The following is a 26,211-nucleotide window of genomic DNA, read 5'->3' as shown; positions in this document are numbered from 1 at the left end:
AAGAGGCCGCAGGCTATCACAGGCGGCCCCGGGCGGCAAACGGCCATTGGCCGCGCCGGGAATTCGTGCTAGAGGGGCTGCGTCACTTCCGGAGGGATCGTGGAAAAAGTTCTGGTGAAGCTGGCCAGGCAGCTCAACAACTTCGACGAGGCGTCGCTGACCAGCATGTGGGAGCGCTACGCCGAGCAGGTCAAACGCTTCGAGCCGTCCAAGCGGTGGGAAGAGGCCGTGCTCATCCTGTCCATGATCCAGGCCGTGCGGTTCAAGAACCAGCTTTTCAACCTGAACTGGTCCGAAGGCCGCACCCCGGGCGAGACGCCCCCGCCCAAGCAGCTCATCGAGGCCGTGCCCAACCACGCCGACCCGCAGCCCGAGAAGCCCAAGGCCAAGACCAAGGGCAAGGTGCTTTCCTTCAAGAGCAAGGACGAGCCCGGCAGCACGGAATAGTTCCGCCCGGCCCGCCTTCCGGGGCGCTTACGCGCCCTCTTCCGGCATCCCGAACTCGCCGAGCTTGCCGCCCGGCTCCTCCGGCGCGAAGCTGGGGAACTCCTCCTTGTCCAGAAGCACCCAGGTCAGCTCGTGCTTGTTGTTGTACAGGTGCACCAGCCGCGAGCCCGGGAAGGCCCAGAACTTGGCCGCGGTCTCGTGGTCGGTCGGTCCCTGGAACTTGATGGTGCACACGAAGTTGCGCACCTTGCCGAAGGTGCGCCAGCGGTCCACCAGCCGCCACAGCCTGTCCGGATAGCAGGCCACGTCGCAGAAGAGCCAGTCCACCTCGCCCACCTCGCGCGGGTCCAGGGCGAAGGCCGAAAGCAGCCGGAAATCCACGCCCGGCATGGCCTCGATGCGCGGATCGAGAGGGGCCTTGTCCACGGTGAGCACCTTGCACCCAAGGCTCGCCAGCACCCAGGTCCAGCCGCCGGGGCAGCCGCCCATGTCCAGGCAGAAGCTGCCGGGCTTGGGCGCGGCCTCCAGAAGCGTGAAGAGCTCCCAGAGCTTGAGGTACGCCCGGTTGGGCGGCCCCTGCTTGTTCTCCACGAACTGCACCTCCCCATGGGGGAACGGGCTCGTGCAGGCCGGGGAGGCCACGATGACGTCGCGCTCGAGGAGCGTCCAGGATCCCAGCGGCGCGCGCGGCGGCGGCGTGCCGATGGCCACGGGCTTGGGCCGCACCGCCGGGAGCTGCTCCTCGATCAAGCGGGCGCGGCGGTTGTGGCGAACGCTCCACAGGGCCCAGTTGCGCTGCAGGGCCTTCAACTTGTTGGCCCCGTCGGAGATGGAGTCGATCTGGATGCGCTGGGGATTGAGCCAGATGTTCTGGGCCCAGGCCACGGGACGCGGCGGGCCGGGCGCGAAGACCAGGCGGTCTACGACTTCCGCCACGTCGCCGAGCTCGTAGACGAGTTCGTTGGTGAAGCCCTTGGGGGCGAGATAGACGGTGAATTCCATGGGAAGAGATATGCCTCCGGCAGCCAAGGGAATTTGACTCGGGCCGTCCTGGCCCTCGCCCTTCGGGCGCTGCAGGCAGCGTCCAGTTACGCTGTCCTGCGGAATCGTCGTTCCTTTGGAATCTTTTATAGCTTCGCGGTCGAGGGCGGCGACGTTCAGCGAACTCTCTACGCCCGCCGTATTTCGTTGACAACGCTGGTGGGGTTTTTTACGCAAAAAAGCCTTTTGTGAAAGGGGTAACTTCCGGGACCCCGCGCGCGGTCCCGATGAAATTTATCGAGGGGTCCGGGGGAAATCATTTCCCCGGCGGGGTACGGGGGTCAAGCCCCGTCACTCTCTACTCTGGAGGACTCATGGCTGGCATGGTGATCCACGGCGCCCAGTGGGGCGACGAGGGCAAGGGCAAGATCGTCGACCTTCTCACCGAGAAGGCGAATCTCATCGTCAGGTTCCACGGCGGCAACAACGCGGGCCACACTCTGGTGGTGGGCGGCGAGAAGACCGTCCTGCACCTGATCCCCTCGGGCATCCTGCACGGAAGCAAGCGCTGCGTCATCGGCGCGGGCGTGGTGCTGGACCCCGAGGTCTTCCTCATGGAGGTGGACAAGCTGGCCGCCAAGGGCGTGGACATGTCCCCCGCCCGCCTGGCCGTCAGCCTGCGCACCCACGTGATCATGCCCTACCACAAGCTCTTGGACTGCGCCCGCGAGTCCGCCAAGGCCGGCGCCAAGATAGGCACCACCGGGCGCGGCATCGGCCCCTGTTACGAGGACAAGTCCTCCCGCGTGGGCATCCGCGCCGGGGACTTCCTGGACGAGGCCCTGCTCGCCGCCAAGATCAGGCACGCCCTTGCCGAGAAGAACGCCCTGCTCGCCGGCCTCTACGGACTTGCGCCCCTGGACGCCGACAAGGTCCTGGAGGAGCTTCTGCCCCTGGCCCGGCGCGTGGTCCCCTACCTGGCCGACGTGCCCGCCATGGTGCAGGAAGCCCTGGGATCGGGCGCGGGCGTGCTCTTCGAGGGCGCGCAGGGCACCCACCTGGACATCGACCACGGCACCTATCCCTTCGTCACCTCCTCGTGCTGCCTGTCGTCCAACGCGGCCGCCGGTTCGGGCTGTTCGCCCAAGGATCTGGGGGACATCATCTCGGTGGTCAAAGCCTACACCACCCGCGTGGGCTCGGGGCAGTTCCCCACGGAACTGACCTGCGCGCGCGGCGAGCACCTGCAGAGCGTGGGCGCCGAATTCGGGGCCACCACCGGGCGCAAGCGCCGCTGCGGCTGGCTGGACGCGGTGCTCCTGCGCGAGGCCGTGAGGTTGAACGGCACCACGGGCCTGGCCGTGACCAAGCTCGACGTGCTCGGCGGCCTTGACCAGCTCGAGATCTGCACCGCCTACACGTACGAGGGGGCCGAGATCCTCTACCCGCCCCAGCGCGAAGGGGCCCTGGCCCATGTCACGCCCGTGTACGAAACCCTTCCCGGCTGGAAGGAGGACGTCACTTCCTGCCGATCCTGGAGCGACCTGCCCCAGGCGGCCCGGAACTACCTGACCCGCGTGGAAGAGCTCTCCGGCGCGCCCGTGCGCATCATCTCCGTGGGGCCGGACCGGGAACAGACGATCTACAAGGATTAATGCATGGACGCCGCCTTTTTCGGGCTTTCCCCCCGCCAGGAGCAGGCGAGGCGGCGTCTGGACCAGCTGGCGGAGAACCCTCCGCAGGTGCTCGTTCTAGAGGGCGGCACCGCCTCGGACCGCGAGGCGGCCGCCCTTTATTACGCGGCTGCGCTCAGTTGCGGCGAATTCGGGGCCTGCGGGGCCTGCGAACCCTGCGTGCAGATCCGCGACAAGGTCTACATGGACCTGATCTTCCTGGACGGAACCGAGCAGTCCATCAAGGTGGACGACGTGCGCGAGGTGCGCCAGAAGGTGGGCGAGCCCCCGCGCGGCCCGGGCCACCGGGTGGTGGTGCTCACCGAGGCCCAGGGGCTCACGCCCTCGGCAGCCAACGCCCTGCTCAAGTCCATGGAGGAGCCCAGGCCAGGCAACGTGTTCGTGCTGCTGGCCCCCCAGCGGGAGCGCCTGCTGCCCACGCTGGTCTCGCGCTCCTGGACCCTGACCCTGGCCTGGCCCGAAGCGGGGGGCGCCCTCACAGCCGAAGAGAAGCAGGCTGGGGCCGACTGGCTGGACGCCCTGGAACACTTCTGGCGCACGGGGCTCGGGCTTTTTTCCCTCACATCCTCCAAGGGCAGGCTCACCCGCAACGCGGCCCAGCACGTGGTGCTGGCTCTCTCCAAGGAACTGGCCGACGTTCTGGCCGGCCGCGACGCCTCGTCGCTGGGCTCCTTTTTGAGCAGCCGCCTGGGCCTTCAAGGCCTGCGCCGCCTGGACCTCCTACTGGAAAATTCCCAGGAGGCGCTGGTGGGACAGATCAACCCCGTGCTCACCCTGGAGTGGCTGGCCACGCGCGTCGCCTCGTGGATCCGCTGACCCTCCTGTCCCGCGGAAACAGGCCTTCCCACATTTTGCCCCCCGTTACCTAGGAAGGAATCCTTCGCTTCCGCGTCTGAATATTCCATTCCCTGCTTGTCCTTTTTCCCCATTTCAGAGTATGTTCGTCGTGAAAGCCTTTCAGCCAAAAGGTCAAATCACGTGCGTACGATTCTCGCTCTGCTCGCTGCCGGCCTTTCCGCCCTCTCCATATCCGCCCAGGCGGTGAAGCCGGCCCTGCCGGTAATCGTCGGGGCAACCGTCAGCGAGAGCGGCGGCTACGCCTCCAGCGGCGACATGTACGCGAAAGGCCTGAGGATGTGGGCCCAGGACGTCAACGAAAGGGGCGGCATACTCGGGCGCAAGGTGGAACTTTTGCTCAAGGACGACGAATCCAACCCGGGAAAGACCGAGGCTGCATACGAGACCCTGGCGTCCCCCCACGGGGCTGACCTGATTCTCGGACCGGACCACGCCCGCCTGGCCCTGGCCGCTTTGCCCCCCCTGGAAAAGGCCAAGGTTCCCGCGGTCTTCCCGGTGGCCACCTCGGACGTGCTGTGGAAGGATGGCAAGGGCCTGGCCTTCGGGGTGCAGTCCCCGCTGTCCGAGTGGCCCGCCGGGTATTTCGAGCTCATCTCGCGCAGCGGAATCGACACCGTGTCCATGCTCGTGGTGGATCATCCCACCAGCGAGGAAGTGATCGACAACATTACCACTCTGGCGCGCCGCTACGGCATGGACCTGTCCGCCAAGGTGTCCACAGGCCTCCAGGGCCTGCCGGCGGCCATCGCCCAGATCGTACGGGACACCCCCCGCGCCCTGACCATCTGGGGCAGTCAGGAAGGCTGCACCGAGGCCCTCAGGGAACTGAAACGGTCGGGATGCAAGCCCAAGAGCCTCTACGTCTCGTCCGGCCAGGGAACCAACAGGATGCTGCTCGAATTCCCCGGCCGCGACCTGGAAGGCCTGTTCACCTCGACGCCCTGGGACGTCCGCATCGCCGGGGCCTATCCCGACGGCCTGGATTTCGCGGAGCGCTTCCGCGCCACCCAGAACCGCGAGCCCGACCACCTGGCCGCCTGCGGCTACGCCGCCGGGCAGGTTCTCGAGGCCGCCGCCGCCAAGGCCCGCAGCCTCGCCCCCGAGAAGATCAGGAAAGCCCTGGCGGAACTGGAAACCTTGACCATTCTCGGCCGCTACGCCGTCGACCCCACGGGCATGCAGCTGCGCCAGTTCCCCGTCACGGTGCAATGGCAGAAAGGCAAACGCGAGATCGTCTGGCCCGAAATGCTGCGCACGGCCAAACCGGCCCTCTCGAGGTAGCCCGTGCTGAACCGCCTCTCCTTCCGCCTCGCCATCCCCATCATCGCCGGAGTCTTTATCTTGTGGGGGTTCCTGGCGGTCTTCGTGCTGGGCTCCATCTCCCGCTTCGCCGAAGAGCGGGCCGGGCACGACCTGCAAGGCTACGGGCGCGAAGCGGCGGAAATCCTGAACGACGCCTACGACCACCTTGTCCAGTCCGGCAAGCTTTCCGATCCGGGCGAGGTCCGCATCGCCAAGGCCAAGGCGCTGACCCGGCTGGGAAAACACTTCCGCCTGACCGAATCCCAGGCCGTCGTCGCCAACTCCGCCGGACAGGTGCTCTTGAGCCAGGGAGTCGACCATCCGGAGAAGCTGCTTTCGATGCCCGTGGAGTCCCGGGCCTCGGGCGTGACGGGCGAGGCCGGATCCTTCACCTACACCTTCCGGATGGAATTCCCGCTCTGGGAGTGGCGCATCTGGTTTGTGGAGAACGCCTCGGACTATACCGCTCTCGCCGCCAACATCCGCAACCTCTACTTGGGCGCGGGCGGCGCCCTGATCCTGGCACTGGCCGGGTTCTTCTTTTTCGCGCAGCACACCGTGTCGCGCCCGGTGAAGCTCATCGCACGCGCCCTGGAGCGCGGCGAACGCCCCAGCTACGAGGGCATCGACGTCTTCACCTCCCTGGCCAGCACCATCCGCGAAATGATGGACTCCCTGGACGACCGGGAACGCTTCGTGCGCCTGAGCCGCACCTGGTACCGCCAGATGTTCGAGTCCGCGCCGGTCATGATGTTCTCCCTGGCCGGGAACGGCTGGTTCAGCGACGTCAACCGCACCCTGTGCGACCACACGGGCTATTCCCGGGAGAAGCTGCTCTCCACCCCGGCCTCCGAGGTTCTGCGCGTGGCCCCGGAGAGGCTGGAGCAGCTGTGGATGGGCATGCCCATCCGCCACGTGCAGGCCGAACTGCGCACGTTCCAGGGCAAGTCCAGACAGGTGGTCCTGGACGCGCTGCTCACCGAGGATCCCGCAGGGGAGCGCGTGGTGCTGGCCGTGGTCATCGACATCACCGCCCAGCTCAGGAGCGAACGCGAGCTGATCGCCGCCAAGGAGGCCGCCGAGGCGGCCAACCAGGCCAAGAGCGAATTTCTGGCCAACGTCAGCCACGAGATACGCACCCCCCTGAACGGCGTGTTGGGCATGCTCCAGCTCATGGAGAAGTCGAGCCTGGACGAGCGCCAGTCCGGGTGGGTGAAGAACGCCCTGGACTGCGGCCGGTCCCTGCTCACGCTGCTCGGCGACATCCTGGAATACTCGAGCCTGGAATCCGGAGGGCAGCAGTGCGGCATCGAGCCCTTCGCCCCGGCGGAGATACTGGACGAGATCATCCAGCTCAACGCCCGCCAGGCCCGGACCAAGTCCGTCGCCATCATCGTGGAGGCCGACCCGGCCCTGCCGCGGACACTTATGGGCGATGGGGGCAGGCTCAGACAGGTGCTCTTCAACCTGGTGGGCAACGCCGTGAAGTTCACCGAGCACGGCTCCGTGACGCTTCGCGTGGACGGCGTGGCGCGCGACCCGTCCGGGATCACGCGCCTGCTCTTCACCGTGGAGGACACCGGCATCGGCATCTCCCCGGAAAAGATCCAGCGCATCTTCGAGCCGTTCACCCAGGCCGACGGTTCGCGCACGCGCCGCTACCAGGGGGCCGGACTGGGCCTGGCCATCGTGAAGCGCCTGGTGGCCCTGTGGGGCGGCGTCCTGGAACTCGACACCGAGGCAGGCGCGGGCACCACGGTCTCCTTCACCATGCCCGTCCACGCCGCGCCCCTGGGCACCGAAGCCCCCCTGACCGCTTCGGCCCCCGCCGAGGGAGTGACCGCGGGCGGACGCATCCTGCTGGCCGAGGACGACCCCATCAACACCGTGATGACCATGGATATGCTCGAGAACCTGGGCTACCGCGCCACCATCGTGGAAAACGGCGCGGACGCGCTCAAGGCCCTGGCCCAGGATGACTTCGACTGCGTCCTCATGGACATCCAGATGCCCGAGATGGACGGCATCTCCGCCACCCGGGCCATCCGCGCCGCGCCCGCCCTGGGGGACAAGTCGCGCGTTCCCATCATCGCCCTCACCGCCCACGCCCTGCCCGGGGACCGCGAACGCTTCCTGGCCGCCGGAATGGACGACTACCTGGCCAAGCCCGTGGAGTACGACCACCTGGCCGGGGTGCTGGCCCGGGCCATGGGCAAGCATTGGCGGCAGCGGCCCCACTGAACCTCTACCAAGCCCTTCATAAAACCGTTAGGAGGGGGCATGGACAAACACCTGTGCATCCACGGCCATTTCTACCAGCCCCCCCGTGAGGACCCCTGGCTGGGCGCCATCCTTCCCGAAGGCAGCGCCGCACCGAGCCTCAACTGGAACCAGCGCATCACCCGCGAATCCTACGCCCCGCTCGCCCGGGCGCGCCGCCTGGACGGTTCGGGGCGCATCGTCGAGGTGATGAACTGCTACGAGTGGATGAGCTTCAACGCGGGTCCCACGCTGCTCGCCTGGATGGCCCAGGCCGATCCGGACACGGTGCGGCTCATGGCCGAGGCCGACCGGGCAAGCCTCGCGCGCCTGGGGCACGGCAACGCCCTGGCCCAGGTGTACCACCACCAGATCCTCCCCCTGGCCACCCAGCTGGACAAGGAGCTGGAAGTCGCCTGGGCCGTGGACGACTTCCAGGCCCGCTTCGGGCGCGCCCCCGAAGGCATGTGGCTGGCCGAGACCGCCGTGGACACCGACACCCTGGAGGTGCTGGCGGCCAACTCCATCCGCTTCACCATCCTGGCTCCAGGACAGGCCCAGGCCGTCGGTCCCCTGAGCAACGGCCACTGGACCCCGGTGGACCAGGGCAGCCTGGACATCCGCCAGCCCTACCTGGTGAAGCTGCCCTCCGGGCGTTCCATCAGCGTGTTCTTCTACGACGGCCCCCTGTCCCAGGCCGTGGCCTTCGAGCGGCTCCTGGCCGACGGCGAGGGCTTCTGGCGCAGGCTCTCCCAGGCGGCCAGCCCCGGTCTCCTGGCCCTGGCCACCGACGGCGAGACCTACGGCCACCACTTCACCTTCGGCGAGATGGCCCTGGCCTTCGTGCTGGACCAGGCCCGGCAGGGCCGCGACGGAGTGGGCCTGACCAACTTCGCCGCCTTCCTGGCCGCCAACCCGCCCCGGATGCAGGTCAGGCTGCACGAGCCCTCCGCCTGGAGCTGCGCCCACGGGGTTGCGCGCTGGCTCTCGCCCTGCGGCTGCGTAACCGGCGGCCACGCGGGCTGGCACCAGCGCTGGCGCGCGCCCCTTCGCCAGGCCCTGCAGCGGGTCAAGGACATGGCCGACCAGCATTACTTCCAGCGCGGGGCCTCCTGCTTCGCAGACCCCAGGGCGGCGCTCACGGCCTACGGGAAGGTCCTGGCCGGGCTCACGGACCAGGACGCCTTCGCCAAGGAACATTTCCGGGCCAAGCTCCCGGCCAAGGACCAGGCGGCCGCCTGGAAGCTTCTGGCCATGCAGCAGTGGGGGTTGTCGTCCCTGGCCAGCTGCGCCTGGTTCTTCGATGAGGTCTCGCGCATCGAGCCGGTCAACGCTCTCACCTACGCCCTGCGGGCCATGGAACTGGCCGAGCGAACCGGCGCGGCCTCCATCGAGGCCGAAGTGGTCTCCATCCTGGAGACGGCCGAATCCAACGTGCCCGAGTACGGCAACGCCGCAACGATCTGGCGCAAGGCGGTCACGCCGCGCCGCGAATCCGACGCCTCGCTTGCCGCCCAGGCCCTCGTCACCCTCTGGGGCGAGGATCGCCTGCCAGGTCCCGGAGCGAGCGCCCAGGCCGTGTGGCCGGGCGTGGCCGTCACCGTGCAGGCCAAGGATGCGTCCGGCGGGACGGCGTCCATCGCCTGGGCCCTGGAATCCGGCGCGGACGAAGTGCGCTGGACGTGGTCTCCGCCCGCAAGCGGGGACCTCCTGGCCACGCCCGTCACGGTGGAGGGCCCGGCCGGGCGGACCGTGTTCGTCCCGCGCGAACTGCCCGTGAACAAGCGCCAGGGGCTGGCCGACGCCTTCGCGGTGCGGGCCTCGGACGCGCTGTGGCAGGACTCCGTGAGCCGCATGACGCTGGGCGCAAACCTCATCACGGAAATCCAGGAGGCCCAGTCCACCCTGACGCTGGCCCCGCGCTGGGCCGGCATGTGGGCGCCCCTGGCCTGGGCCTACGTCTGGGGGCTTGACCTTTCGCCCAAACAGCGCGAACTCCTGCTCGCGTTTCTGCGCCAGTGCGGCGGCTGCGGCTTCGAGCGGGCCGGGCTCATGGAGCGCCTGAACGCCCGGGCGCTGGCCCAGGCCGCCTCGCCCGCGCCGGACTGGGACGAGCTCGGCCGCATGGTGGGCCGGGTGCGGGAGCTTGGCCTGCCCGAGGACTGGTGGGCCGTGCAGAACCTCCTCTGGGACAGGAAGCTCGACCAGGGCGAGGGCAAGGTCTTCGCCCAACTGCTGGGATTCAAGTGATGCGCCGGGCCTGAAGCGCCCTGCTTCGCGCGCCCGCCCGGGGGAGACGTGCGGGTGCGCGGTGCGCGGCGAACCGGCTCTTTCGAAACCATACGCAACCGTTCCTCCCGCCGGGCCCGCGCGCCGGGCGGGCGGACTTCAAGGATCACGGACCTTCATGGGCATCAAGGACATCGCGCTTCGCGAGCGCATCATCTTCGCGCTGGACGTGGACAACGGGGCCGACGCCCTCACGTTCGTGGACCTCTTGGGCGACACCATCGGCTACTACAAGATCGGCCTGCAGCTCTTCCTGGCCGAGGGCTTCGATCTGGTGGAGCGCATCCGCGAGCGCGGCGGCAAGGGCCACAAGATCATGCTGGACCTGAAATTTCTGGACATCCCCCAGACCACGGGCCTGGCCATGCGCGAGGCGGCCAAGCGCGGGGTGGAGATGGCCACCATCCACGCCCACGTGGGGAGCGTCTGCCATGCCGCCGTGGCCCAGGCCGGGCAGACCAAGGTGCTGGGCGTCACGGTGATGACCAGCTACGGCGAGACCGAGCTCGCGGAACTCGGTTATCCCGGGACGATTGAAGATCTTGTGGTGGCCCGGGCCGGGATCGCCCTGGCCGCGGGATGCGGCGGCATCGTGGCCTCGGCGCGGGAGGCGGCGCTATTGCGCCATACCTACGGGGACGATTTCGTGATCGTCACGCCCGGCATCCGCCCGGCGAGCCTGGGAAGCCACATGGGCAACGACGACCAGCACCGGGTGATGACCCCGGGCCGGGCCATCGCCGCCGGAGCGGACCATCTGGTGGTGGGAAGGCCCATCAGCCGGGCGGAGAAGCCGGTGGAGGTGGCGCAGGCGATGTTAAGGGAGGTTGAGGAGGCGTTGGGATAATCAAACACATCTTCCTTCATCTTGGGAGAAGGCGATGCATAACTCACAGCGACAACACACCTTACTCATTGTCATTCTTTTCAATATCGCGATCACAATCAGAACGACTCCAGCACTTGCCACACAAGACATTCAATGCACTTCGTTTTATCATGAATTATATGAAATTAGCACCCTCAATGTATTGTCACCCGTCAATGACGAAATATTAAAAAATTTAATTAACAACTCAAAGCACATGCCCATAAGGATACTCGCGAAGAGCATACAAAACCATAACCTTAAATACTTTACCATTCTCTACTCTTGGCCCTCATCAAAACACATCAATGAATATACTGTCATAGGCTATCCAAAACACAGCGAAACAAACACTTTTGAAGCAGAAGACAATACGATTGATAAGGACAAACAAAATTATATTTATTTCGACATTGACATCTCGTCAATACGCCCAGGCACAACACTAAGAAATATTATATTTATAAACACTCACTTCAAAAATACACAAATCGACCACATCAAATTTTACAACTGCTTATTCATAAATTGCACATTCACCGACACATCATGGAAATCAGCGACTATAAACAATGCCATGTTTGATATAAAAAAAGATTTATTCGACATTGTCGACAAAATAACCCCCTCAAAAAGGATAAAACCAAGAAACACCATAACCGACTCTAATATATACAATAGTACGTTCAACGGGGAAATACGCGACTTTCACTTTGACAAATCTTTATTTGTCAACGCAAAATTCAAAAACAGTACGATCGAAGACTGTAGCTTCACATCGTGCTCACTAAATGATGCAGATTTTAGCAACTCTATAATAATAAATACAGACATAAACAACGCAAGACTATTAAAAATCAACATAAACAACGCCACTGTTCAATTCACTGGAATACCAGACGCAAACTTTATCGGGGAAATCGCCAACATAAAAACATCACGAGCATCTGAACCTCATTTTACATTCTTGCAATGGCTAAAAAATACTTATTCAACAAAATCACTTGATTCAAAATACAAAGAAGCAACATTTGCACTCGAATTATCAAAAAAACAAAGTTCCTCGTCAGCTGATGGAAAGCAATACTTGAGCACATTTTTTTATTATTCTTGCGAATACGGACTCAATAATGCACGTCTGATCAACGCACTGTTGACAATTATTATTATATTCTCAATCATATACTTTTTGTCTTCATATAATCCACTCTTTTCAATACATACCAACAAAGCTTGTTTTTACAAAAAAAACAGCACCCATGGATTGTTTATATCTTATCCGAAGGGTGGTGTGTCGTGTGAATCGTTAAAATACAGCGACAGGCAACTATTATTTCACAATCCACACGATTTTATACATGCAATATACATAAGCCTGCTAATGTCTTCTCGGATCGGATGGAGAGATTTAACAATATCAAACTGGATAACCAGACTCCAACCAACAGAGGCAACCTATGACACACATGGATGGATACGAATTGCAGCGGGGATACAATCGTTGAGCAGCATAATACTTATTGTCGTGTATCTCGTTGCAAACTTTGGGAAACCATTTAACTAGCCCCCTAAACAGCACTTGCCCCTTCGCTACACATCGAACATTTTATTCCCCATTCCCCCCACGCCGTCCTGGCCCGCGCGGCATAGAGCGCCTTGCGCGAATCCTTCTTGGCCCGCTCGGTCAAGTCCGGCGTGAGCCCATAATTCACGTTTGAAGGCTGGAACTTCTTTGCGGGCCGCCGCAGGTGGGCCAGCAGCGCCCCCATGGCCGTCTCTTCCGGCGGCGGGGTCAGTCCCCTGGCCAGATGGTGCCCCAGCCACAGGCCGCAGGCCGCGCTCTCCACATACCCCTCTACCCCGGTGATCTGCCCGGCCAGGTACACTCCCGGCCGCGCGGCAAGCTCAAGATCGGCGGTCAGCACCTTGGGCGCGTCCACGTACGTGTTGCGGTGTATCGACCCGAGCCGTGCGAACTCGGCCTTCTCAAGACCGGGGATCATCCGGAATATCCGCTCCTGCTCCGGGTATTTGAGTTTGGTCTGGAAGCCCACCAGGTTGTAGGTGGTCATCTCCGCGTTTTCCGGGCGCAGCTGCACCACGGCGTAGGGGCGCCTGCCGGTCTTGGGGTCGGTGAGCCCCACGGGCTTGAGCGGCCCGAACACCAACGTCTTAAAGCCGCGCTCGGCCAGGGCCTCCACGGGCATGCAGCCCTCGAAGTGGATCTCCTTCTCGAACTCGCGCGGCTGCACCTTTTCGCCGTCGAGCAGCGCCTGATGGAAGGCCGTGTACTCGTCCTTCTCCATGGGGCAGTTGAGGTAGTCGCCCTCGCCTTCCTCCCAGCGCGACTGGGAGAACACCTTGTCCCGGTCTATGGAGTGGGCGAACACGATGGGCGCGATGGCGTCATAAAAATAGAGGCTGCCCGCTCCGATGGCCGCCGCGAGGCTCCCTGCGAGTTCCGGCGAGGCCAGAGGACCGGCCGCCACCACCACCGCGTCGAACCCGGCCAGTGCCGGATCGTCGAGGGACGTGATTTCGCGGCGTTCCACGGTGATGTTCGGCTCCTCGCCGACCTTGCGGGTCACGTAAGCCGCGAAGAGTTCGCGGTCCACGGCCAGGGCCTTGCCCGCCGGGACCGCCGTGGCCCGCGCCGCCTCGATCGTAAGGCTCCCCAGGCTCTCCATCTCGCGCTTGAGCAATCCGATGGCGCTGTCCGCGTCGTCGGAGCGCAGCGAATTGGAGCACACCAGCTCCGCCAGGTCAGGGCTCACGTGGGCCGGGCTCATGCGTCCGGGCTTCATCTCGAAAAGCGTGACACGGGCGCCCGAACGCGCCAGAACCACGGCGCACTCGCACCCGGCCAAACCACCACCCACCACCGCAAAAGTCTTCACCGTACCCGGCCTCCTTGCCTAATAAGCGCGAAAGACTTACGTTTACGGGTCCAACACGCGGCTCACAAGGGAAAAATGGAACCCCTCCTGCGACTCGACAACCTGAGCACGGTCTTCACCACCTCGGACGGCCCGGCCCCCGCCGTGGACGCGGTGAGCTTCGCCCTGGACCAGGGACAGACCCTGGGGTTGGTGGGCGAATCCGGCTGCGGCAAGACGGTGCTCTCGCTCTCCATCCTGGGGCTGGTGCCTCCTCCGGGCAGGATCACCGGCGGGCGCGTGCTGTTTAAGGGCCGCGACCTGGCCGCGGCCTCCCCCGAGGAGCTGCGGCGGGTGCGCGGGGCGCAGATCGGCATGATCTTCCAGGAGCCCATGACCTCGCTCAACCCGGTGATGCGCGTGGGCCGCCAAGTGGCCGAGCCGCTCATGCTGCACCTTAGCATGACCAAGGCCCAGGCTCGCGAGCATTCCGCCGACCTGTTGGCCCAGGTGGGCCTGCCAAATCCCCAGGACACCCTGGACGCCTACCCCCACGAACTTTCCGGCGGCATGCGCCAGCGGGTGATGATCGCCATGGCCCTGGCCTGCGGCCCCAAGCTCCTCATCGCGGACGAGCCCACCACCGCCCTGGACGTGACCATCCAGAAACAGATTCTCGAGCTCATGGACTCCCTGGCCCAGGCGCACGGGCTGGCCATGCTGCTCATCACCCACAACCTGGGCGTGGTGGCCCGCACCTGCGAACGCGTGGGCGTGATGTACGCAGGCAGGCTGGTGGAGCTTTCCCCCGTGCAGAACCTCTTCGACGGCCCGCTGCACCCCTACTCGCAGGGACTCATGGCCTCGCTGCCCAGGCTCGGTTCGCGCCACACGCGCCTCACCCCGGTGGAGGGAGCGGTGCCCCCGCTGACCGCCCTGCCGTCCGGCTGTCATTTCCATCCGCGCTGTCCCCGGGCCTTCGCGCGCTGCTCGCGCGAGATTCCGCCGACCTTCAGGCCAGAGGCCGGGCGTGAAGTCCGTTGCTGGCTCTACGGCGACGGAGGCCGGGCATGACCGCGCCGCCGTTGCCGCATGAGGAACCGCGCGTGAACGCCTGCCTGGAATTCAGGAACGTGCGCAAATCCTACTCCGTCCGCCGGGGCGTCTTCAGCGCGCGGGCCGAGCTGGAGGCCGTGGCCGGGGTGGACCTGTCCGTCTCCCACGGCGAGACCGTGGGGCTGGTGGGCGAATCCGGATGCGGCAAATCCACCCTGGCGCGCATGGCCGTGCGCCTGGAGCCCCCCACCAGCGGGCATATCCTCATGGACGGGCGCGACCTCTGGGAGGACCCGGACCTGCCCCAGGCCATGCCGGAGCTTGCCCAGATGGTCTTCCAGGACCCCTTCTCGTCGCTGGACCCGCGCATGACCGTGGCCCAGTCCGTGGCCGAGGGACTCGAGGCCCGCAAGGTGGGAGACAGCGCCTCGCGCAAGAGGCGCGTGCTGGAGCTTTTGGACATGGTGGGCCTCACCGCCGACCACGCAGGGCGTTATCCGCACCAGTTTTCCGGCGGCCAGCGACAGCGCGCCGCCATCGCCCGAGCCCTGGCCCTGAACCCCAGGCTGGTGGTCTGCGACGAGCCGGTCTCGGCCCTGGACGTGTCCATCCAGGCCCAGGTGATCAACATCCTGGAGGACCTCAAAACCCGCCTGGGGCTCACCTATCTTTTCATTTCCCACGACCTGGCCGTGGTCAGCCACTTGAGCGACCGGGTCGCCGTGATGTACGCGGGCAGGCTCATGGAGCTGGCACCCGCGGACCGGTTGTACGCCGAGCCGCTGCACCCCTACACGCGCATGCTGCTGGCGGCCATCCCGGCCCCGGACCCGAGGGCCGGCCACGCCGCGCCGTCGTCCGTGCAGGAAACGGCCCTCAACGCGGGCGGCCCGTGCGCCCTGGCCCCGCGCTGCCCCGAGGCGGACCGGGACTGTCTCGGAACCCCGCCCCCCTGGCGGGAGGCAGCGCCCGGCCACTTCGTGCGCTGCCACAAGAATTGAAAAATTAAGACAAGGAGCTTTTGCGATATGCTGGACCAAGACACCCTCGTCGTCAGAGACATCATCCGCGTGTTCATGTTCGAACATTGGGCGCGCTTCTACTACACCGTGGAGAAGGACGGAAAACCCTTCCTGGAGATGCCCGCGGACGTGCTCGACGACTGCCGCGCCAAGTACCCCGACCTGACCCCGCTCCTGGAGGAGGCCTCCGGCAAGGAGCTCTCCATCGAAGCCTGCATGCAGAACGTGGGAGCCTTCGTCTGCCGTCTGCTCGATGGCGACAAGTACCCCCCCGGAGTCGTGACCAAGGCCATGGACTCCAAGCCCTTCCGCATCGAGCTGCACCTGTTCGGCCTCTGGCTGCAGGGCCACGAGACCTACCTGGACGAGCGCCAGCTCAGCTTCGACGACTGGCTGGAGATGTTCACCAACTGGAAGCTCATGGACAAGGTGCAGGAGTTCATCGCCAAGCTGGAACAGTCTCCCGCCGACAACGTCTCGAGGGCGAAGACCACCCATTAGGCAGGGGATAAAGGCAGGAAGAGCAAGATGCCTCCGGCGGCCAAAGGGACTTAAGTCCCTTTGGAATCCCCGGTTAAGGGTATTGTGAAGGGCGCGGGTTTCGATGCGGGGCGATGGCCCCGGCGAACACGCGCGAATGAAAGAACGACGGCTCCCGGGCATGCCCGGGAGCCGTCGTTGCGTCTGGGAGAGAAGAGGTCAGCCGGGGATGCGCATGACCTTCACGTTGACGAATTCCATCAGCCCCTGGCGCCCGAGCTCGCGCCCGAAGCCCGAATCCTTGACCCCTCCGAAGGGCAGCCTGGGGTCGGATTTCACCAGGGTGTTCACGGCCACCGTCCCGGCCTCGACGAACGAAGCCAGCTTGGTGGCCTTGGCCACGTCCCGGCTCCACACGCTGGCCCCGAGCCCGAAACGGGTCTGGTTGGCCAGCCGCAGGGCCTCCTGCGCGTCCGTGACCGAAATGATGCTTGCCACGGGCCCGAAGACCTCCTCGTCGAACACCGGCATGCCCGGCTTCACTCCGGAGAGCACAACCGGCCGGAAGTAGAATCCCGGGCCGTCCACCGGCCCGCCCTCCACCACCACCCGGGCCCCCATGGACACGGACTCGCGCACCTGGCGGTCCAGGTTGCGCCGCAAGTCGCTGCGGGCCATGGGGCCGATGCGAACCTCGGGATGCGTGGGATCGCCCATCTTGAGAAGCTTAACGGACTTGGCCATGCGCTCCTCGAAGCGCGCGAGCACCGCCCTGGCCACCAGGAAACGCTTGGCCGACACGCAGGTCTGCCCGCCGTTGTAGAAACGCGCCCCCACGGCAGTGTGCACCGCCGTGTCCAGGTCGGCGTCCTCCAGCACGATGAACGGGTCCGAGCCGCCAAGCTCCAGCACCGCCTTCTTGAGCGAGCGCCCGGCCGCCTCGGCCACGGCCGCGCCCGCCCGGCAGGAGCCCGTCAGGCTCACCGCGCGCACCCGCGCGTCCGCGATGATTCCGGCCACCCGGTCCTCGGCCACCACCAGCACCCTGAACAGGTCCTCCGGGAGGCCGGACGCGGCCAGGACCTTCTCCAGGGCCAGGGCGCAGCCGGTCACGGACGGGGCGTGCTTGAGCAGGAAGGCGTTTCCCGCCATGAGCGCCGGGGCCGCGCAGCGCATGGCCTGCCACAAGGGGAAGTTCCAGGGCATCACCGCCAGGACAGACCCCAGCGGATCGAACACGATACGGGCGTCGGGAGGCGCGCCCGGCGGATATTCCGGGGCCAGCATCTGCTCGGCGCTGTCCGCGTAGAAGCGGCAGACGTTCACGCAGCGCTTGATCTCGGCCAGGGCCTCGCCCACGGGCTTGCCCATCTCCAGGGTGATCAGCCCGGCCAGCTCCTGGGTCCGCTCGGCGAGGATGTCCGCAGCCTTGTGCAGGCAGGCGGCGCGCTCGCGCACGCTGTGCGTGCGCCAACAACGCAGGGCCGTGTGGTTGCCGGCCAGGATGGCCTCCACCTGGGCGGGGGTATGCTCGGGATACTCGGCCACGAGCTGCCCCGTGGCCGGATTTATGCTCTGCATCATGGAAAGCCTCTAAATAAAAAGCGTCCGGCCATGGGCCGGACGCCTGGGGTATCCGTATCGGCTGGGAGTTGTCTAGTGGATCATGGCCACGTGCTTGCCGGACTGGCCCTTTTCGGCCGCCACGATCTTGAACCCTTCCTCCACCAGACGGGTGGCCTCGCGCTCGCGCACGCGCCGGTTCTTGGCCCCGAGCACCACGGCCACCAGACGGGTGTCCCCGCGCCGGGCCGTGACCACGATGTTGAAGCCCGCCGCGCAGACGAAGCCGGTCTTGAGCCCGTCAACGCCTTCCACCTTGCCCAAAAGCGAGTTGGAGTTGTGGCGCACGCGGTTGTTGTGGGTGAACTCGGTCATGGAGTGGATGGACAGGGTCTCGGGAAATTTCGTGAGGTACGCCTGGGCCAGAGTGGCCATGTCCCGGGCGGTGGTCACCTGGCCCTCGGCGGGCAGGCCGTTGGGATTGAAGAACTGGGAGTTGGTCATGCCCAGTTCCTTGGCCTTGCGGTTCATCTCTTCCACGAAGGGATGGTAGTCGCCGTTGCCCAGATACTGGGCGATGGCCATGCAGCCGTCGTTGGCCGAAGCCACGGCGATGCCCTTGATGAGTTCCTCGACCGTGACGGATTCGCCGGTCTTGAGGCGCATGGTGGAACCGCCGGCGTGGCTGGCCTCCTGGCTCACGGTGACGACTTCGTCCAGGCGCAGGGTTCCGGCCTTCAGACGCTCGTTGAGCAGGTAGAGCGTGAGCACCTTGGTGAGCGAAGCAGGCGGAATGGGCGCGTCGGGCTCCTGGGCGAAGAGCACCTTGCCGTTCTCCATGTCCACGGCGAAGGCGGCCTTGGTGTCCACCCCGAATTCGCCCTTGAAGGAATCCGGCAGGGGGACCGCGGCGGGCCTGGCGAGCGCCTCGGCGCCGTGGCTCTTCTTGCCCTTGCGGGAGGACTTGTGCTCCTGCGTGGCGGGTTCCTTCTTGGAGGCATCCTTGGAGGAGTGCTTCTTTTCCTCTTTTTTTGACGCCTTCGACGAGGACGCCGACTTCGAGGAGGAAGACTTGGAGGGGCTGTGGACCTGCTTGTCGCTCTTCTTCTCCGATGTCCCGGATTTGGCCAGCACGGGCTGGACCTGGAAGAGCATGGTGAGGATGATCAAGGCGGCTGCGAACACCGTCCATCTGCGCATTCGGTCGATCTCCTTGGCGGCTGGAAGCCGGTTGGCGTCGTGGCCCGCCCCTGGTTCCGGGGACGGTTCGCGGCCCAATGCGTAAGCCCGGTCATTCCTGGCTGGCAGGGTGCGTCTGCGTCGTACAAGACGGCACCCCCTTAGCGCGGACCAAGCCTTTGATGCAACCAATTTTTTCAATTCGGGAGTGACGCAACATATCACTGCTGTAATGTTGCAGTCACCAGACGGGCTGCAACAGTGCAGTGCAGAGGCGCGTCAGGGCTGTTGCGCCTGGGGCTCGGGCTGTTTCCCCTGAATGGCATCGCCCTGATTTTCCTGCTTTTTTTCTTCAGGCTTCGGGGCGGGTGCGGGCTCGGCTTTGGCCTCCGGCTTCTGTTCCGGCGGCGTGAGGCGCGAGACGTCGCCCTCGAGCTGGCTCACCAGCAGTTCGGCGGCCGTGGCGATGGAGCGCAGGTCGGCCTTGGCGTAGGCGTTGCGCGCGGCCACGATGTTGCCGCTGGCCACGTCCACCAGCCGGGCGTCCAGACGCACCGAGTTGCCGGTCTTGGCCACCGACCCCGTGAGCACGCCCTGGGCCCCCACCATGGAACCGATGGCCTGGGCCACCGTGCCGGGAGCGTTGGAACCTTGGCCGAACTGCATCTCGTCCAGCACCTTCTTGAGCGCCGCGCGCTCCACCACGCTGAACGAACCGGAATTCACGGCGGCGGTGATGAGGAACTCGGCCGTGACCCGGCCCAGGTTGTCCTTCTCAGCCTCGGCCGTTACCGGGTCGAACTCCAGGATGGCGATCTTGCGGGGGGCGGGCTTGGCCTGCGCCTGTGCGAGCACGGGCAGGGCCAGGACGAAGAAGACTAAAAGATAAGCGAACTTGCGCATGGACGGGCCTCCAGACCGGGCGGAACATACTCGGAAGGGAGCCGGGCCGCAAGAGAGGGCTGCGGTGGCGTCCGAAATGGCCCTGACGGGCAACGGTCCCTCGGCCGCGCCGGCGCGCCGCTGGAAGCCGGAGGGGGCAACGTCCTTTCCTTCTCGGGCGAGTGGGCTTAGCCTGGACGCATGGAATTGCGGAACGTGAAGACTTTCGTTTCGGTCGCCGGGCTTTTGAGCTTCCGCAGGGCGGCGGAAGTGCTCCATTATGCTCCGTCCACGGTGTCGGCCCAGATCCAGGCTCTCGAGGCGGAGCTCCGGCTCAGGCTGTTCGACCGCCTGGAAAAGGGGATACGCCTCACCGAGGCGGGCGAGCGATTTCTTCCCTACGCCCTGAAACTGCTGGCCTTGGCCCGGGAGAGCGCTTCGGCCGCCGCCGGCGAGCACGCCCGCCAGGGAATGCTCGCGATCCGCATGCCTGAAACCCTGGCCGCCTATCGTTTCCCGGCGCTGCTGCCTCTGTTCCGGCAGGAGCATCCGGCCATGGGCCTCAGGCTGAGGGGGAGCTCGACGCACGATGTACAAAGGTACTTGGAGAAAGGGCTCGACCTGGCTTTCGTGGTTGGGGAGGCCAGGCCAGCCGAGAACTGCTTCATCGAGAAGATCGGCGGCGAAGAGCTGGTCCTCGCGGGAAACGCCGCGGATTGGGGAACCGGCCCGGCACGCATCGAGGCTCCCGATCTGGCCGGACGCATGCTGCTCTGCGCCTCCTCCGATTCATCCGGCCGCGCCGTCCTCGAACGTTTCCTCGGCCAGAACGGCGTGCAGGGAAACGTGTGGATCGATTTCAGCAGCCTTGCCGCGCTCAAGAATTCCCTCCGGAACACCGCAGGAGGATGTGCGCTGCTGCCCCGCGTGGCCCTGGAGCAGGAGCTGGACTCGGGCGTGCTGGCCGAACTGGTCCTTCATGGGCTGCCTGTGGATTTGCCGGTCAACATGCTGTGGCATCGGGAGAAGTGGATGTCCCCGTCCCTGACCTTCTTCATGGATCTGTTCAGGAACGCCTGGCGGGAGGCCGCCCCCGCCCGGAAGCGGCCTCCCGGCGCGGCCTAACGCGACGGGGATGTGTTCTCGGCGATGTAGCGCGCGACGAAAAGGCAGCACTCCTTGCAAGGGAGATTGGGCAATCCCTTGGCCATGGCCTGGATTCGCCCTTCATCCGTGCGGAGGTCGAGCCCCAGGACGTCCACGCAATCTGTGCTTGCGAAGCGCTCCCGGAAGCGGTCCACCAGTTCCTGGACAAGGCCCGCGCAGGCGTAGAAGTCCTGGTCCGGGGCATTGCGCCCGGTGGCCAGCCCCAGGGCCAGCACCGCCCCCGTCAGGGCGCCGCACACCCCGGCCGTGCCGCCGATGCCCCCGCCAAGCCCGGTGGCGATGGCAGGCAGGTGCTCCCAGGGCATGCCCAGGTATTCGGCCGCGCCTTTGATCACACTTTCCGAACACAGGTAGCCGCGTTCCAGGTTCTTGACGACCGCATCTTCGAGATTCAACGACATCGAGCACTCCTTGGTAACAATTGTGCCGGTCAAAACCGGATCAGGAGCGCAGATATCCTTGAATGGGGCTCGGTGCCCAACGAATAGAACCGAAAGGGGTGTTCGGAAAATACGATCACCAGCCTTCCGCGACGCGCCGGGAATACGCTGGCCACGCCCCCGTGAAGCAGGCCTGCGCCGGCCGGAAGGCGGACGCCTTTCGCGGCACGCAGCGCCGGCAAACAAAAAAAGCGCCGGGCGGGCAAGCCGTCCAGCGCTTTCAAAGCATCTTTGCCCGGCGGGGGCTACTGGCGCACGGAACGCTCGAAGCGCGACTCCTTGCGTTCGATCAGGTAGCGGGCGAAGTCCGGGGCGTCCATGAACACCACGTCCGGCGACCCCTCGGCCTTGGCGAGGGGCGCGAACTGCCCCAACATGCCGGCGTCCTCGTGGATCCACCACTTTCCGGCGGGAATCCTGGTGCCGCAGCAGGGGGTGGTCAGGTCCTCGGCGGCGTAGCCCCAGCGCTGCCCCTTGAGCTTGGGCATGTTGGTGCACACGCTCGCGACCAGGGCGTCCATGTCCGCGTCGGTGATTTCGGATTTACGCTTCCAGTAGTCCAGGCGGCGCACTTCCACGGCCAGCTTGCGGATCTCGCCGTAGAGTTCGTCCAGGGTGGGCGTGGCGTGGGAGAAGGTGCGGCGGCGCTTGGACGGGTCCAGAACATAGAAATAGGCGTAGCCACCGGCGGGAAGCTCCTCGCCGGTCTTGGCCACCTCGAAACCCTTGGGGAGAACGTCCGCCACCAGACGGCGGAGGTTCATAGGAACCTGGTTCATTGATAAACTCTCGATATATATGAATTTTCTATATATTCGCACTGCAAAGCCCGATGTAATTAGGCTCTCGCGCGTCACTTGTAAAGGGTTTTAACGTTACATTTGCATGGCGGGCGGGCGTTCGGGAGACATGCACTGCACGGCGGCGACGGGCGACGCGGCCCCGCAAGGGAACGCGTCCGTGACGTGCCGAAGGGGCGGGAGGACCGGGCGGCCCTATCTGAGCGTCAGGTCCACGAAGGTGCAGATGCGAAGGGTCCCGTCATCGAAATCCAGGAAGCGGCAGGCCACCTCCGCCAGTTCGACCAGGGAATCGCCGCCGGTGCGCACCTTTCTGGCCGGCAGTTCCCGGCCGTCCGGGCATGGGACGTAGAGGGCGATGGCCAAGTCGCACTCGCGGCAGGCGGGTGAGGTGCCGCAACCGCTCAAGGACATGCTGGCGTTGGAACAGCCCAGCGCCTCGCCCACGCGGGAGCCCAGGATGTCTTCCTGCGGAACGCTGCGGAATACACGAAGGAAGTCGCGGTTGGCGAAGACGATCTGCCAGTAGCCGTTGAGCACCGCAACCGGCAAGGCCACGCTGTTGAGCAGCTCTCCATGCGTCCTGGCGAACTCCACATGGTTCGTCTGAAGACAGAAAGATGGAAGCCTGGGTCCGCCAAAACCGAAATCGCCAGTGTCCATGGTGAACCTCGCAACGGCAGTCGGATGTCCGTTTCCAAGAGGCAGAACACCACCCTGTTGCAGCGGAGCGCCTAGCTTACGACGATCCGCATTGACGCATCAGCGTTGCCACTGCCACTGGGAAGCGTCAACCAAAAGATTATTGGCGTACCGCATGAACAGCGCGGCCCCATTTTCTCCCACGGACAGGAGCAGCAGAAAACGTCACAGCATGCCTGTCGGACGCCCGACGCCTCCTTGAGGATGGCCCGGGCGGCCCGTAGCGGCCGCATCCTGCCCGCGCCAGTCGACAAGCGCGCCAAAACAGCCTACCAACACCGTGGAGGACGCTCATGAAATACATCATCTTCGAGGATTTTGCCGGACACCCCGCCCCCATCCTTTTCCCGGGCAGGGTCAGCCACGGCGAGATGCGCGAACTGGTGCCCTACTCCACCGTCCTGTCGGCCGGATACGTCGAAACCTCGGGAGGGGCGTTGCACGTGCACGGCCACTCGGTGTCCCTCGGCGTGAAGTCGCGTCCGCAGGATCTGGAGATCATCGAGCGCCACCTGGCTCCCGAGGTCTAGCTTTTTGGTCCGCCCGAGGGTACATGCTTCGGATCGGACCTGCCTCATACATCATCTTATTGGAGATTCACCGTGGAAGAATTCGAAATCGATCCCCAGGACCTGCTCCTGGAAAACGCCCTGCGCGTGGTTTTCAAGGCCGCCGAAATGCTCGACGCCGAAGCCCTGACCCCCTCCCAGCTGAAGGACCTCTCCGGCGCCCTGCGCGACGCCACCGAGATCGTGCTCTCCATCGAGACCGCCTGCGGCTGCGACCACGACCACGGCGACGAAGAAGCCGAGTAGCGCCCATTGATGGCACTCGTCCATAGAGCGCTTTTCATTCTGATCTTCCCGGTCCTCACGGCCGTGGTGTCCAGCCTGTGCTGGCTCACGGCCGGGATCGGCGAGAACGCCGTCCTGGCCCACCGCATCGAATGCCTGTGGGCCAGGATCGCCCTCGCCCTGGCCGGGGTGCGCGTGCGCGCGGACCTCTCCCGCCTGGACAGGTCCGTGCCCTACGTGTTCATGCCCAACCACCAGAGCCACTTCGACATCCTGGTGCTCTTCGCCGTGCTGCGGGACTGGAACGTGCGCTTCGTGGCCAAGGAAAGCCTCTTCAAGATTCCGATCTTCGGCCCGGCCATGCTGAAAACCGGACACATCCCCATCCTGCGCGAGAACTCCCGCAAAGCCATGCGCGCCATCGACGACGCTGCGGAAGCAGCCAAGCGCGGCATGAGCATGCTCATCTTTCCCGAGGGCACCCGAAGCCTCGACCCCGCTCATCTCGGCGAATTCAAGATCGGCGGCATGATCATGGCCCTCAAGTGCGCGCGGCCCGTGGCGCCCATCATCATCAGCGGCTCCCACGCCGTGCTGCCCAAGCACTCCATCCTTCCCAAGCCCTGCGAGGTGCGCGTGGAGGCGCTCGAGCCGTTCGACCCCTCGGAGCGCTTCACCCTGAAGCAGCGCGAACAGTTCAGAACCTGGCTCAAGGAGCACATGGAACAAGCCTACCAGGAGCGCAGATAACATGTCCGGCGGCGTGACCCTCTACCCCCTCGGCGGCCTCGGCGAGATCGGCATGAACTGCATGGCCGTGTCCACCAAGGAAGCCATGGTCCTGGTGGACTGCGGCCTCATGTTCCCCGAGGACTACCTCTTCGGCGTGGACGTGGTCATCCCCCGCTTCGATTTCATCCTGGCCCGCAAGGACAAACTCAAGGGCATCGTGCTCACCCACGGCCACGAGGACCACATCGGCGCCCTGCCCTGGCTGCTGCCCTACGTGGACGCCCCCATCTACGGCTCGCCCTTCACCCTGGCCCTGGTTTCCAAGAAGCTCGAAGAGCACGACCTGCTCAAATTCGCCGACCTGCGCCCCGTGAAGAAGAACGAGCGCGTGGAGATCGGACCCTTCGCCTTCAATTTCTTCCAGGTCTGCCACTCCATCGTGCACAGCTACGGCCTGGGAATCGAGACCCCGGCCGGGCGCATCGTCCACACCGGCGACTTCAAGATCGACCGTTACCCCCTGGACGGCCACCAGACCGACCTGGACGCCTTCCACTCCTTCTCCGAGCTGGGCGTCACCTGCATGCTCTCCGACTCCACCAACGTGGAGCGCGAAGGCTTCGCCCTCACCGAAATGGAGATCAAGCAGTCGCTGGGCGAAATTTTCCGCAAGGCCACCGGGCGCATCATCGTCACCCTGTTCTCCAGCCACATCCAGCGCATGCAGGAGATCTTCGACCTGGCCCACGACACGGGCAAACGGGTCGCCGTCTCCGGCAAGAGCCTCGCCACCAACATCGAGCTGGCCCGCGACCTGGGCTACCTGCGCATGCCCCCGGGCGTGTGGGCCTCCATGGACGAGCTGCCGGGCCTGCCCCTGGATCAGGCCGTTCTGCTGGTCACGGGCTCTCAGGGCGAACCCCTTTCGGCGCTTTCCCGCCTGGCCGCCGGCGAACACCGCCAGCTGCGCGTGCAGCCCGGCGACCTGGTGCTCATGAGTTCGCGCTTCATCCCGGGCAACATCCGGGCCATCTACAAGCTCATCGACAAGCTCTACCGCCTCGGGGCCGAGGTCATCTACGACCGCGTCCAGGCCATCCACGCCTCGGGCCACGCCCACCGCGAAGAGCTCGAAATCATGCTCGACACCGTGCGGCCCAAGTTCTTCATCCCCGTGCACGGCGAATTCCGGCACCTGGTCAAGCACCGCCGCCTGGCCCTGGAGCACGGCGTGGCTCCCGAACGCGCCATCATCATCGAGGACGGCCAGCCCATCACCTTCCTGGAGGAAGGCGGCATCCGCCTGGAAGACCCCATCCTGGTGGAGCAGGTCTACGTGGACGGCAAGGGCGTGGGCGACGTGGGACAGACCGTGCTCAAGGAACGCCAGCTCCTGGCGGGCGAGGGCATGGTGGTGGTCATGCTGGTCATGGACGAAAAGACCGGCGAGATCATGATCGGACCGAACTTGATTTCGAAAGGCTTTGTCTTCGAGCAGCAGTACTCCCACGTGCTGGAGGACGCCAAGTGCGTCATCCTGGACACCATCGACAACATGCCCCCGGGAAATCCGGATAAACTGAAAGAGCGGATACGGTCGTCACTGAGAAGGTTCTTCAGGAAGGTGCTGGAGCGCGACCCCGTGGTGGTGCCGCTGGTGATAAGCCTGTAACACCCTGTTATTGTAAAACATGAATATGCTTTACAATGTTTTTTCTCCTGGTTCTGGCTGTTCCTGGAGAAGCGCAGGCGGAAAGATGTCTCCGGCGGCCAAAGGGAGTTCCTCCCTTTGGAATCCCCCTTTCGCTTCGCGTCGATCG

At 64.9% G+C, this 26,211-nt stretch carries 24 protein-coding genes; 16 read left to right on the top strand and 8 right to left on the bottom strand.

Going from position 1 to position 26,211, the window contains the following annotated elements; all coding sequences use genetic code 11:
• The first annotated feature begins 99 nt into the window (after positions 1-99).
• The gene (locus ML540_RS07750; protein WP_243359806.1) at positions 100-447 is read left to right on the top strand and encodes a hypothetical protein; all 348 of its coding nucleotides are present in this window, start codon (positions 100-102) and stop codon (positions 445-447) included.
• 27 nt (positions 448-474) lie between these two features.
• Here ML540_RS07750 and ML540_RS07745 read toward each other — a convergent pair whose 3' ends face one another.
• Positions 475-1,449, bottom strand: a complete 975-nt coding sequence (locus ML540_RS07745) for an SAM-dependent methyltransferase (protein ID WP_243359804.1) — start codon at positions 1,447-1,449, stop codon at positions 475-477.
• Between the two features lie 353 nt (positions 1,450-1,802).
• Here ML540_RS07745 and ML540_RS07740 point away from each other — a divergent pair, with 353 nt between their 5' ends.
• From ML540_RS07740 to ML540_RS07710, 7 genes are all read left to right on the top strand, one after another.
• On the top strand, positions 1,803-3,083 hold the full coding sequence (locus tag ML540_RS07740; protein ID WP_243359800.1) for an adenylosuccinate synthase: 1,281 nt from the start codon (positions 1,803-1,805) through the stop codon (positions 3,081-3,083).
• Between the two features lie 3 nt (positions 3,084-3,086).
• Positions 3,087-3,938 carry a DNA polymerase III subunit delta' gene (locus ML540_RS07735; RefSeq protein ID WP_243359799.1) on the top strand — a complete coding sequence of 284 codons (852 nt, stop codon included), beginning with the start codon at positions 3,087-3,089 and terminating at the stop codon, positions 3,936-3,938.
• Positions 3,939-4,100: 162 nt separating this feature from the next.
• Positions 4,101-5,261, top strand: a complete 1,161-nt coding sequence (locus ML540_RS07730) for an ABC transporter substrate-binding protein (protein WP_243359798.1) — start codon at positions 4,101-4,103, stop codon at positions 5,259-5,261.
• Positions 5,262-5,264: 3 nt separating this feature from the next.
• Entirely contained in the window at positions 5,265-7,523 is a 2,259-nt protein-coding gene (locus ML540_RS07725) for a hybrid sensor histidine kinase/response regulator (RefSeq protein WP_243359797.1), read from the top strand.
• A gap of 39 nt (positions 7,524-7,562) precedes the next feature.
• Positions 7,563-9,791 carry a DUF3536 domain-containing protein gene (locus ML540_RS07720; RefSeq protein ID WP_243359796.1) on the top strand — a complete coding sequence of 743 codons (2,229 nt, stop codon included), beginning with the start codon at positions 7,563-7,565 and terminating at the stop codon, positions 9,789-9,791.
• A gap of 157 nt (positions 9,792-9,948) precedes the next feature.
• A complete protein-coding gene (pyrF, locus tag ML540_RS07715) occupies positions 9,949-10,677 on the top strand; it encodes an orotidine-5'-phosphate decarboxylase (protein ID WP_243359795.1) in 729 nt (242 codons plus the stop codon).
• A 34-nt stretch (positions 10,678-10,711) separates the two neighbouring features.
• The gene (locus ML540_RS07710; protein WP_243359794.1) at positions 10,712-12,262 is read left to right on the top strand and encodes a pentapeptide repeat-containing protein; all 1,551 of its coding nucleotides are present in this window, start codon (positions 10,712-10,714) and stop codon (positions 12,260-12,262) included.
• 4 nt (positions 12,263-12,266) lie between these two features.
• Here ML540_RS07710 and trmFO read toward each other — a convergent pair whose 3' ends face one another.
• Positions 12,267-13,595 (bottom strand): methylenetetrahydrofolate--tRNA-(uracil(54)-C(5))-methyltransferase (FADH(2)-oxidizing) TrmFO, encoded by a 1,329-nt coding sequence (trmFO, locus tag ML540_RS07705; RefSeq protein ID WP_243359792.1) that lies wholly within the window; start codon positions 13,593-13,595, stop codon positions 12,267-12,269.
• 75 nt (positions 13,596-13,670) lie between these two features.
• Here trmFO and ML540_RS07700 point away from each other — a divergent pair, with 75 nt between their 5' ends.
• Genes ML540_RS07700 through ML540_RS07690 form a run of 3 tightly spaced genes read left to right on the top strand, consistent with a single transcriptional unit; the run spans position 13,671 to position 16,153 of the window.
• Positions 13,671-14,648: an ABC transporter ATP-binding protein gene (locus ML540_RS07700; RefSeq protein WP_243359790.1), complete on the top strand. Its 978-nt coding sequence runs from the start codon at positions 13,671-13,673 to the stop codon at positions 14,646-14,648.
• A complete protein-coding gene (locus ML540_RS07695) occupies positions 14,645-15,631 on the top strand; it encodes an oligopeptide/dipeptide ABC transporter ATP-binding protein (protein WP_243359788.1) in 987 nt (328 codons plus the stop codon). The genes ML540_RS07700 and ML540_RS07695 overlap by 4 nt, the downstream gene beginning before the upstream one ends.
• A 27-nt stretch (positions 15,632-15,658) precedes the next feature.
• A complete protein-coding gene (locus tag ML540_RS07690; protein WP_243359786.1) occupies positions 15,659-16,153 on the top strand; it encodes a hypothetical protein in 495 nt (164 codons plus the stop codon).
• 198 nt (positions 16,154-16,351) lie between these two features.
• Here the strand turns inward: ML540_RS07690 and ML540_RS07685 are convergent, their stop codons facing one another.
• From ML540_RS07685 to ML540_RS07675, 3 genes are all read right to left on the bottom strand, one after another.
• On the bottom strand, positions 16,352-17,716 hold the full coding sequence (locus tag ML540_RS07685; protein ID WP_243359784.1) for an NAD-dependent succinate-semialdehyde dehydrogenase: 1,365 nt from the start codon (positions 17,714-17,716) through the stop codon (positions 16,352-16,354).
• A gap of 72 nt (positions 17,717-17,788) precedes the next feature.
• A complete protein-coding gene (locus tag ML540_RS07680) occupies positions 17,789-18,895 on the bottom strand; it encodes a D-alanyl-D-alanine carboxypeptidase family protein (protein ID WP_243359782.1) in 1,107 nt (368 codons plus the stop codon).
• Positions 18,896-19,153: 258 nt separating this feature from the next.
• The gene (locus ML540_RS07675; RefSeq protein ID WP_243359779.1) at positions 19,154-19,777 is read right to left on the bottom strand and encodes a FlgO family outer membrane protein; all 624 of its coding nucleotides are present in this window, start codon (positions 19,775-19,777) and stop codon (positions 19,154-19,156) included.
• 195 nt (positions 19,778-19,972) lie between these two features.
• Between ML540_RS07675 and ML540_RS07670 the strand changes: the two genes are divergently transcribed.
• A complete protein-coding gene (locus tag ML540_RS07670) occupies positions 19,973-20,881 on the top strand; it encodes a LysR family transcriptional regulator (RefSeq protein ID WP_243359778.1) in 909 nt (302 codons plus the stop codon).
• On the opposite strand, the gene ML540_RS07665 is transcribed toward ML540_RS07670, so the two are convergent.
• The 3 genes from ML540_RS07665 to ML540_RS07655 form a co-directional block, all read right to left on the bottom strand.
• Positions 20,878-21,324, bottom strand: coding sequence for a C-GCAxxG-C-C family protein (locus tag ML540_RS07665; RefSeq protein WP_243359776.1), 447 nt, complete (start codon positions 21,322-21,324; stop codon positions 20,878-20,880). The genes ML540_RS07670 and ML540_RS07665 overlap by 4 nt on opposite strands.
• Before the next feature lie 284 nt (positions 21,325-21,608).
• Positions 21,609-22,142, bottom strand: a complete 534-nt coding sequence (locus tag ML540_RS07660) for a hypothetical protein (RefSeq protein WP_243359775.1) — start codon at positions 22,140-22,142, stop codon at positions 21,609-21,611.
• A 216-nt stretch (positions 22,143-22,358) separates the two neighbouring features.
• On the bottom strand, positions 22,359-22,826 hold the full coding sequence (locus tag ML540_RS07655) for a PAS domain-containing protein (RefSeq protein WP_243359774.1): 468 nt from the start codon (positions 22,824-22,826) through the stop codon (positions 22,359-22,361).
• A 332-nt stretch (positions 22,827-23,158) separates the two neighbouring features.
• On the opposite strand from ML540_RS07655, the gene ML540_RS07650 reads away from it, so the two are divergent.
• From ML540_RS07650 to ML540_RS07635, 4 genes are all read left to right on the top strand, one after another.
• A complete protein-coding gene (locus tag ML540_RS07650) occupies positions 23,159-23,395 on the top strand; it encodes a hypothetical protein (protein WP_243359773.1) in 237 nt (78 codons plus the stop codon).
• Between the two features lie 72 nt (positions 23,396-23,467).
• The gene (locus ML540_RS07645; RefSeq protein WP_243359772.1) at positions 23,468-23,680 is read left to right on the top strand and encodes a hypothetical protein; all 213 of its coding nucleotides are present in this window, start codon (positions 23,468-23,470) and stop codon (positions 23,678-23,680) included.
• A 9-nt stretch (positions 23,681-23,689) separates the two neighbouring features.
• The gene (locus tag ML540_RS07640; protein WP_243359771.1) at positions 23,690-24,409 is read left to right on the top strand and encodes a lysophospholipid acyltransferase family protein; all 720 of its coding nucleotides are present in this window, start codon (positions 23,690-23,692) and stop codon (positions 24,407-24,409) included.
• Between the two features lies 1 nt (position 24,410).
• The gene (locus tag ML540_RS07635) at positions 24,411-26,063 is read left to right on the top strand and encodes a ribonuclease J (protein ID WP_243359770.1); all 1,653 of its coding nucleotides are present in this window, start codon (positions 24,411-24,413) and stop codon (positions 26,061-26,063) included.
• The last annotated feature ends 148 nt before the right edge of the window (positions 26,064-26,211 follow it).

The sequence above is a fragment of the Fundidesulfovibrio terrae genome (assembly GCF_022808915.1).
GTDB classification, from domain to species: domain Bacteria; phylum Desulfobacterota; class Desulfovibrionia; order Desulfovibrionales; family Desulfovibrionaceae; genus Fundidesulfovibrio; species Fundidesulfovibrio terrae.
The sequence above is the reverse complement of the archived record's forward strand: the minus strand, read 5'-3'. Positions and strand labels throughout refer to the sequence as shown.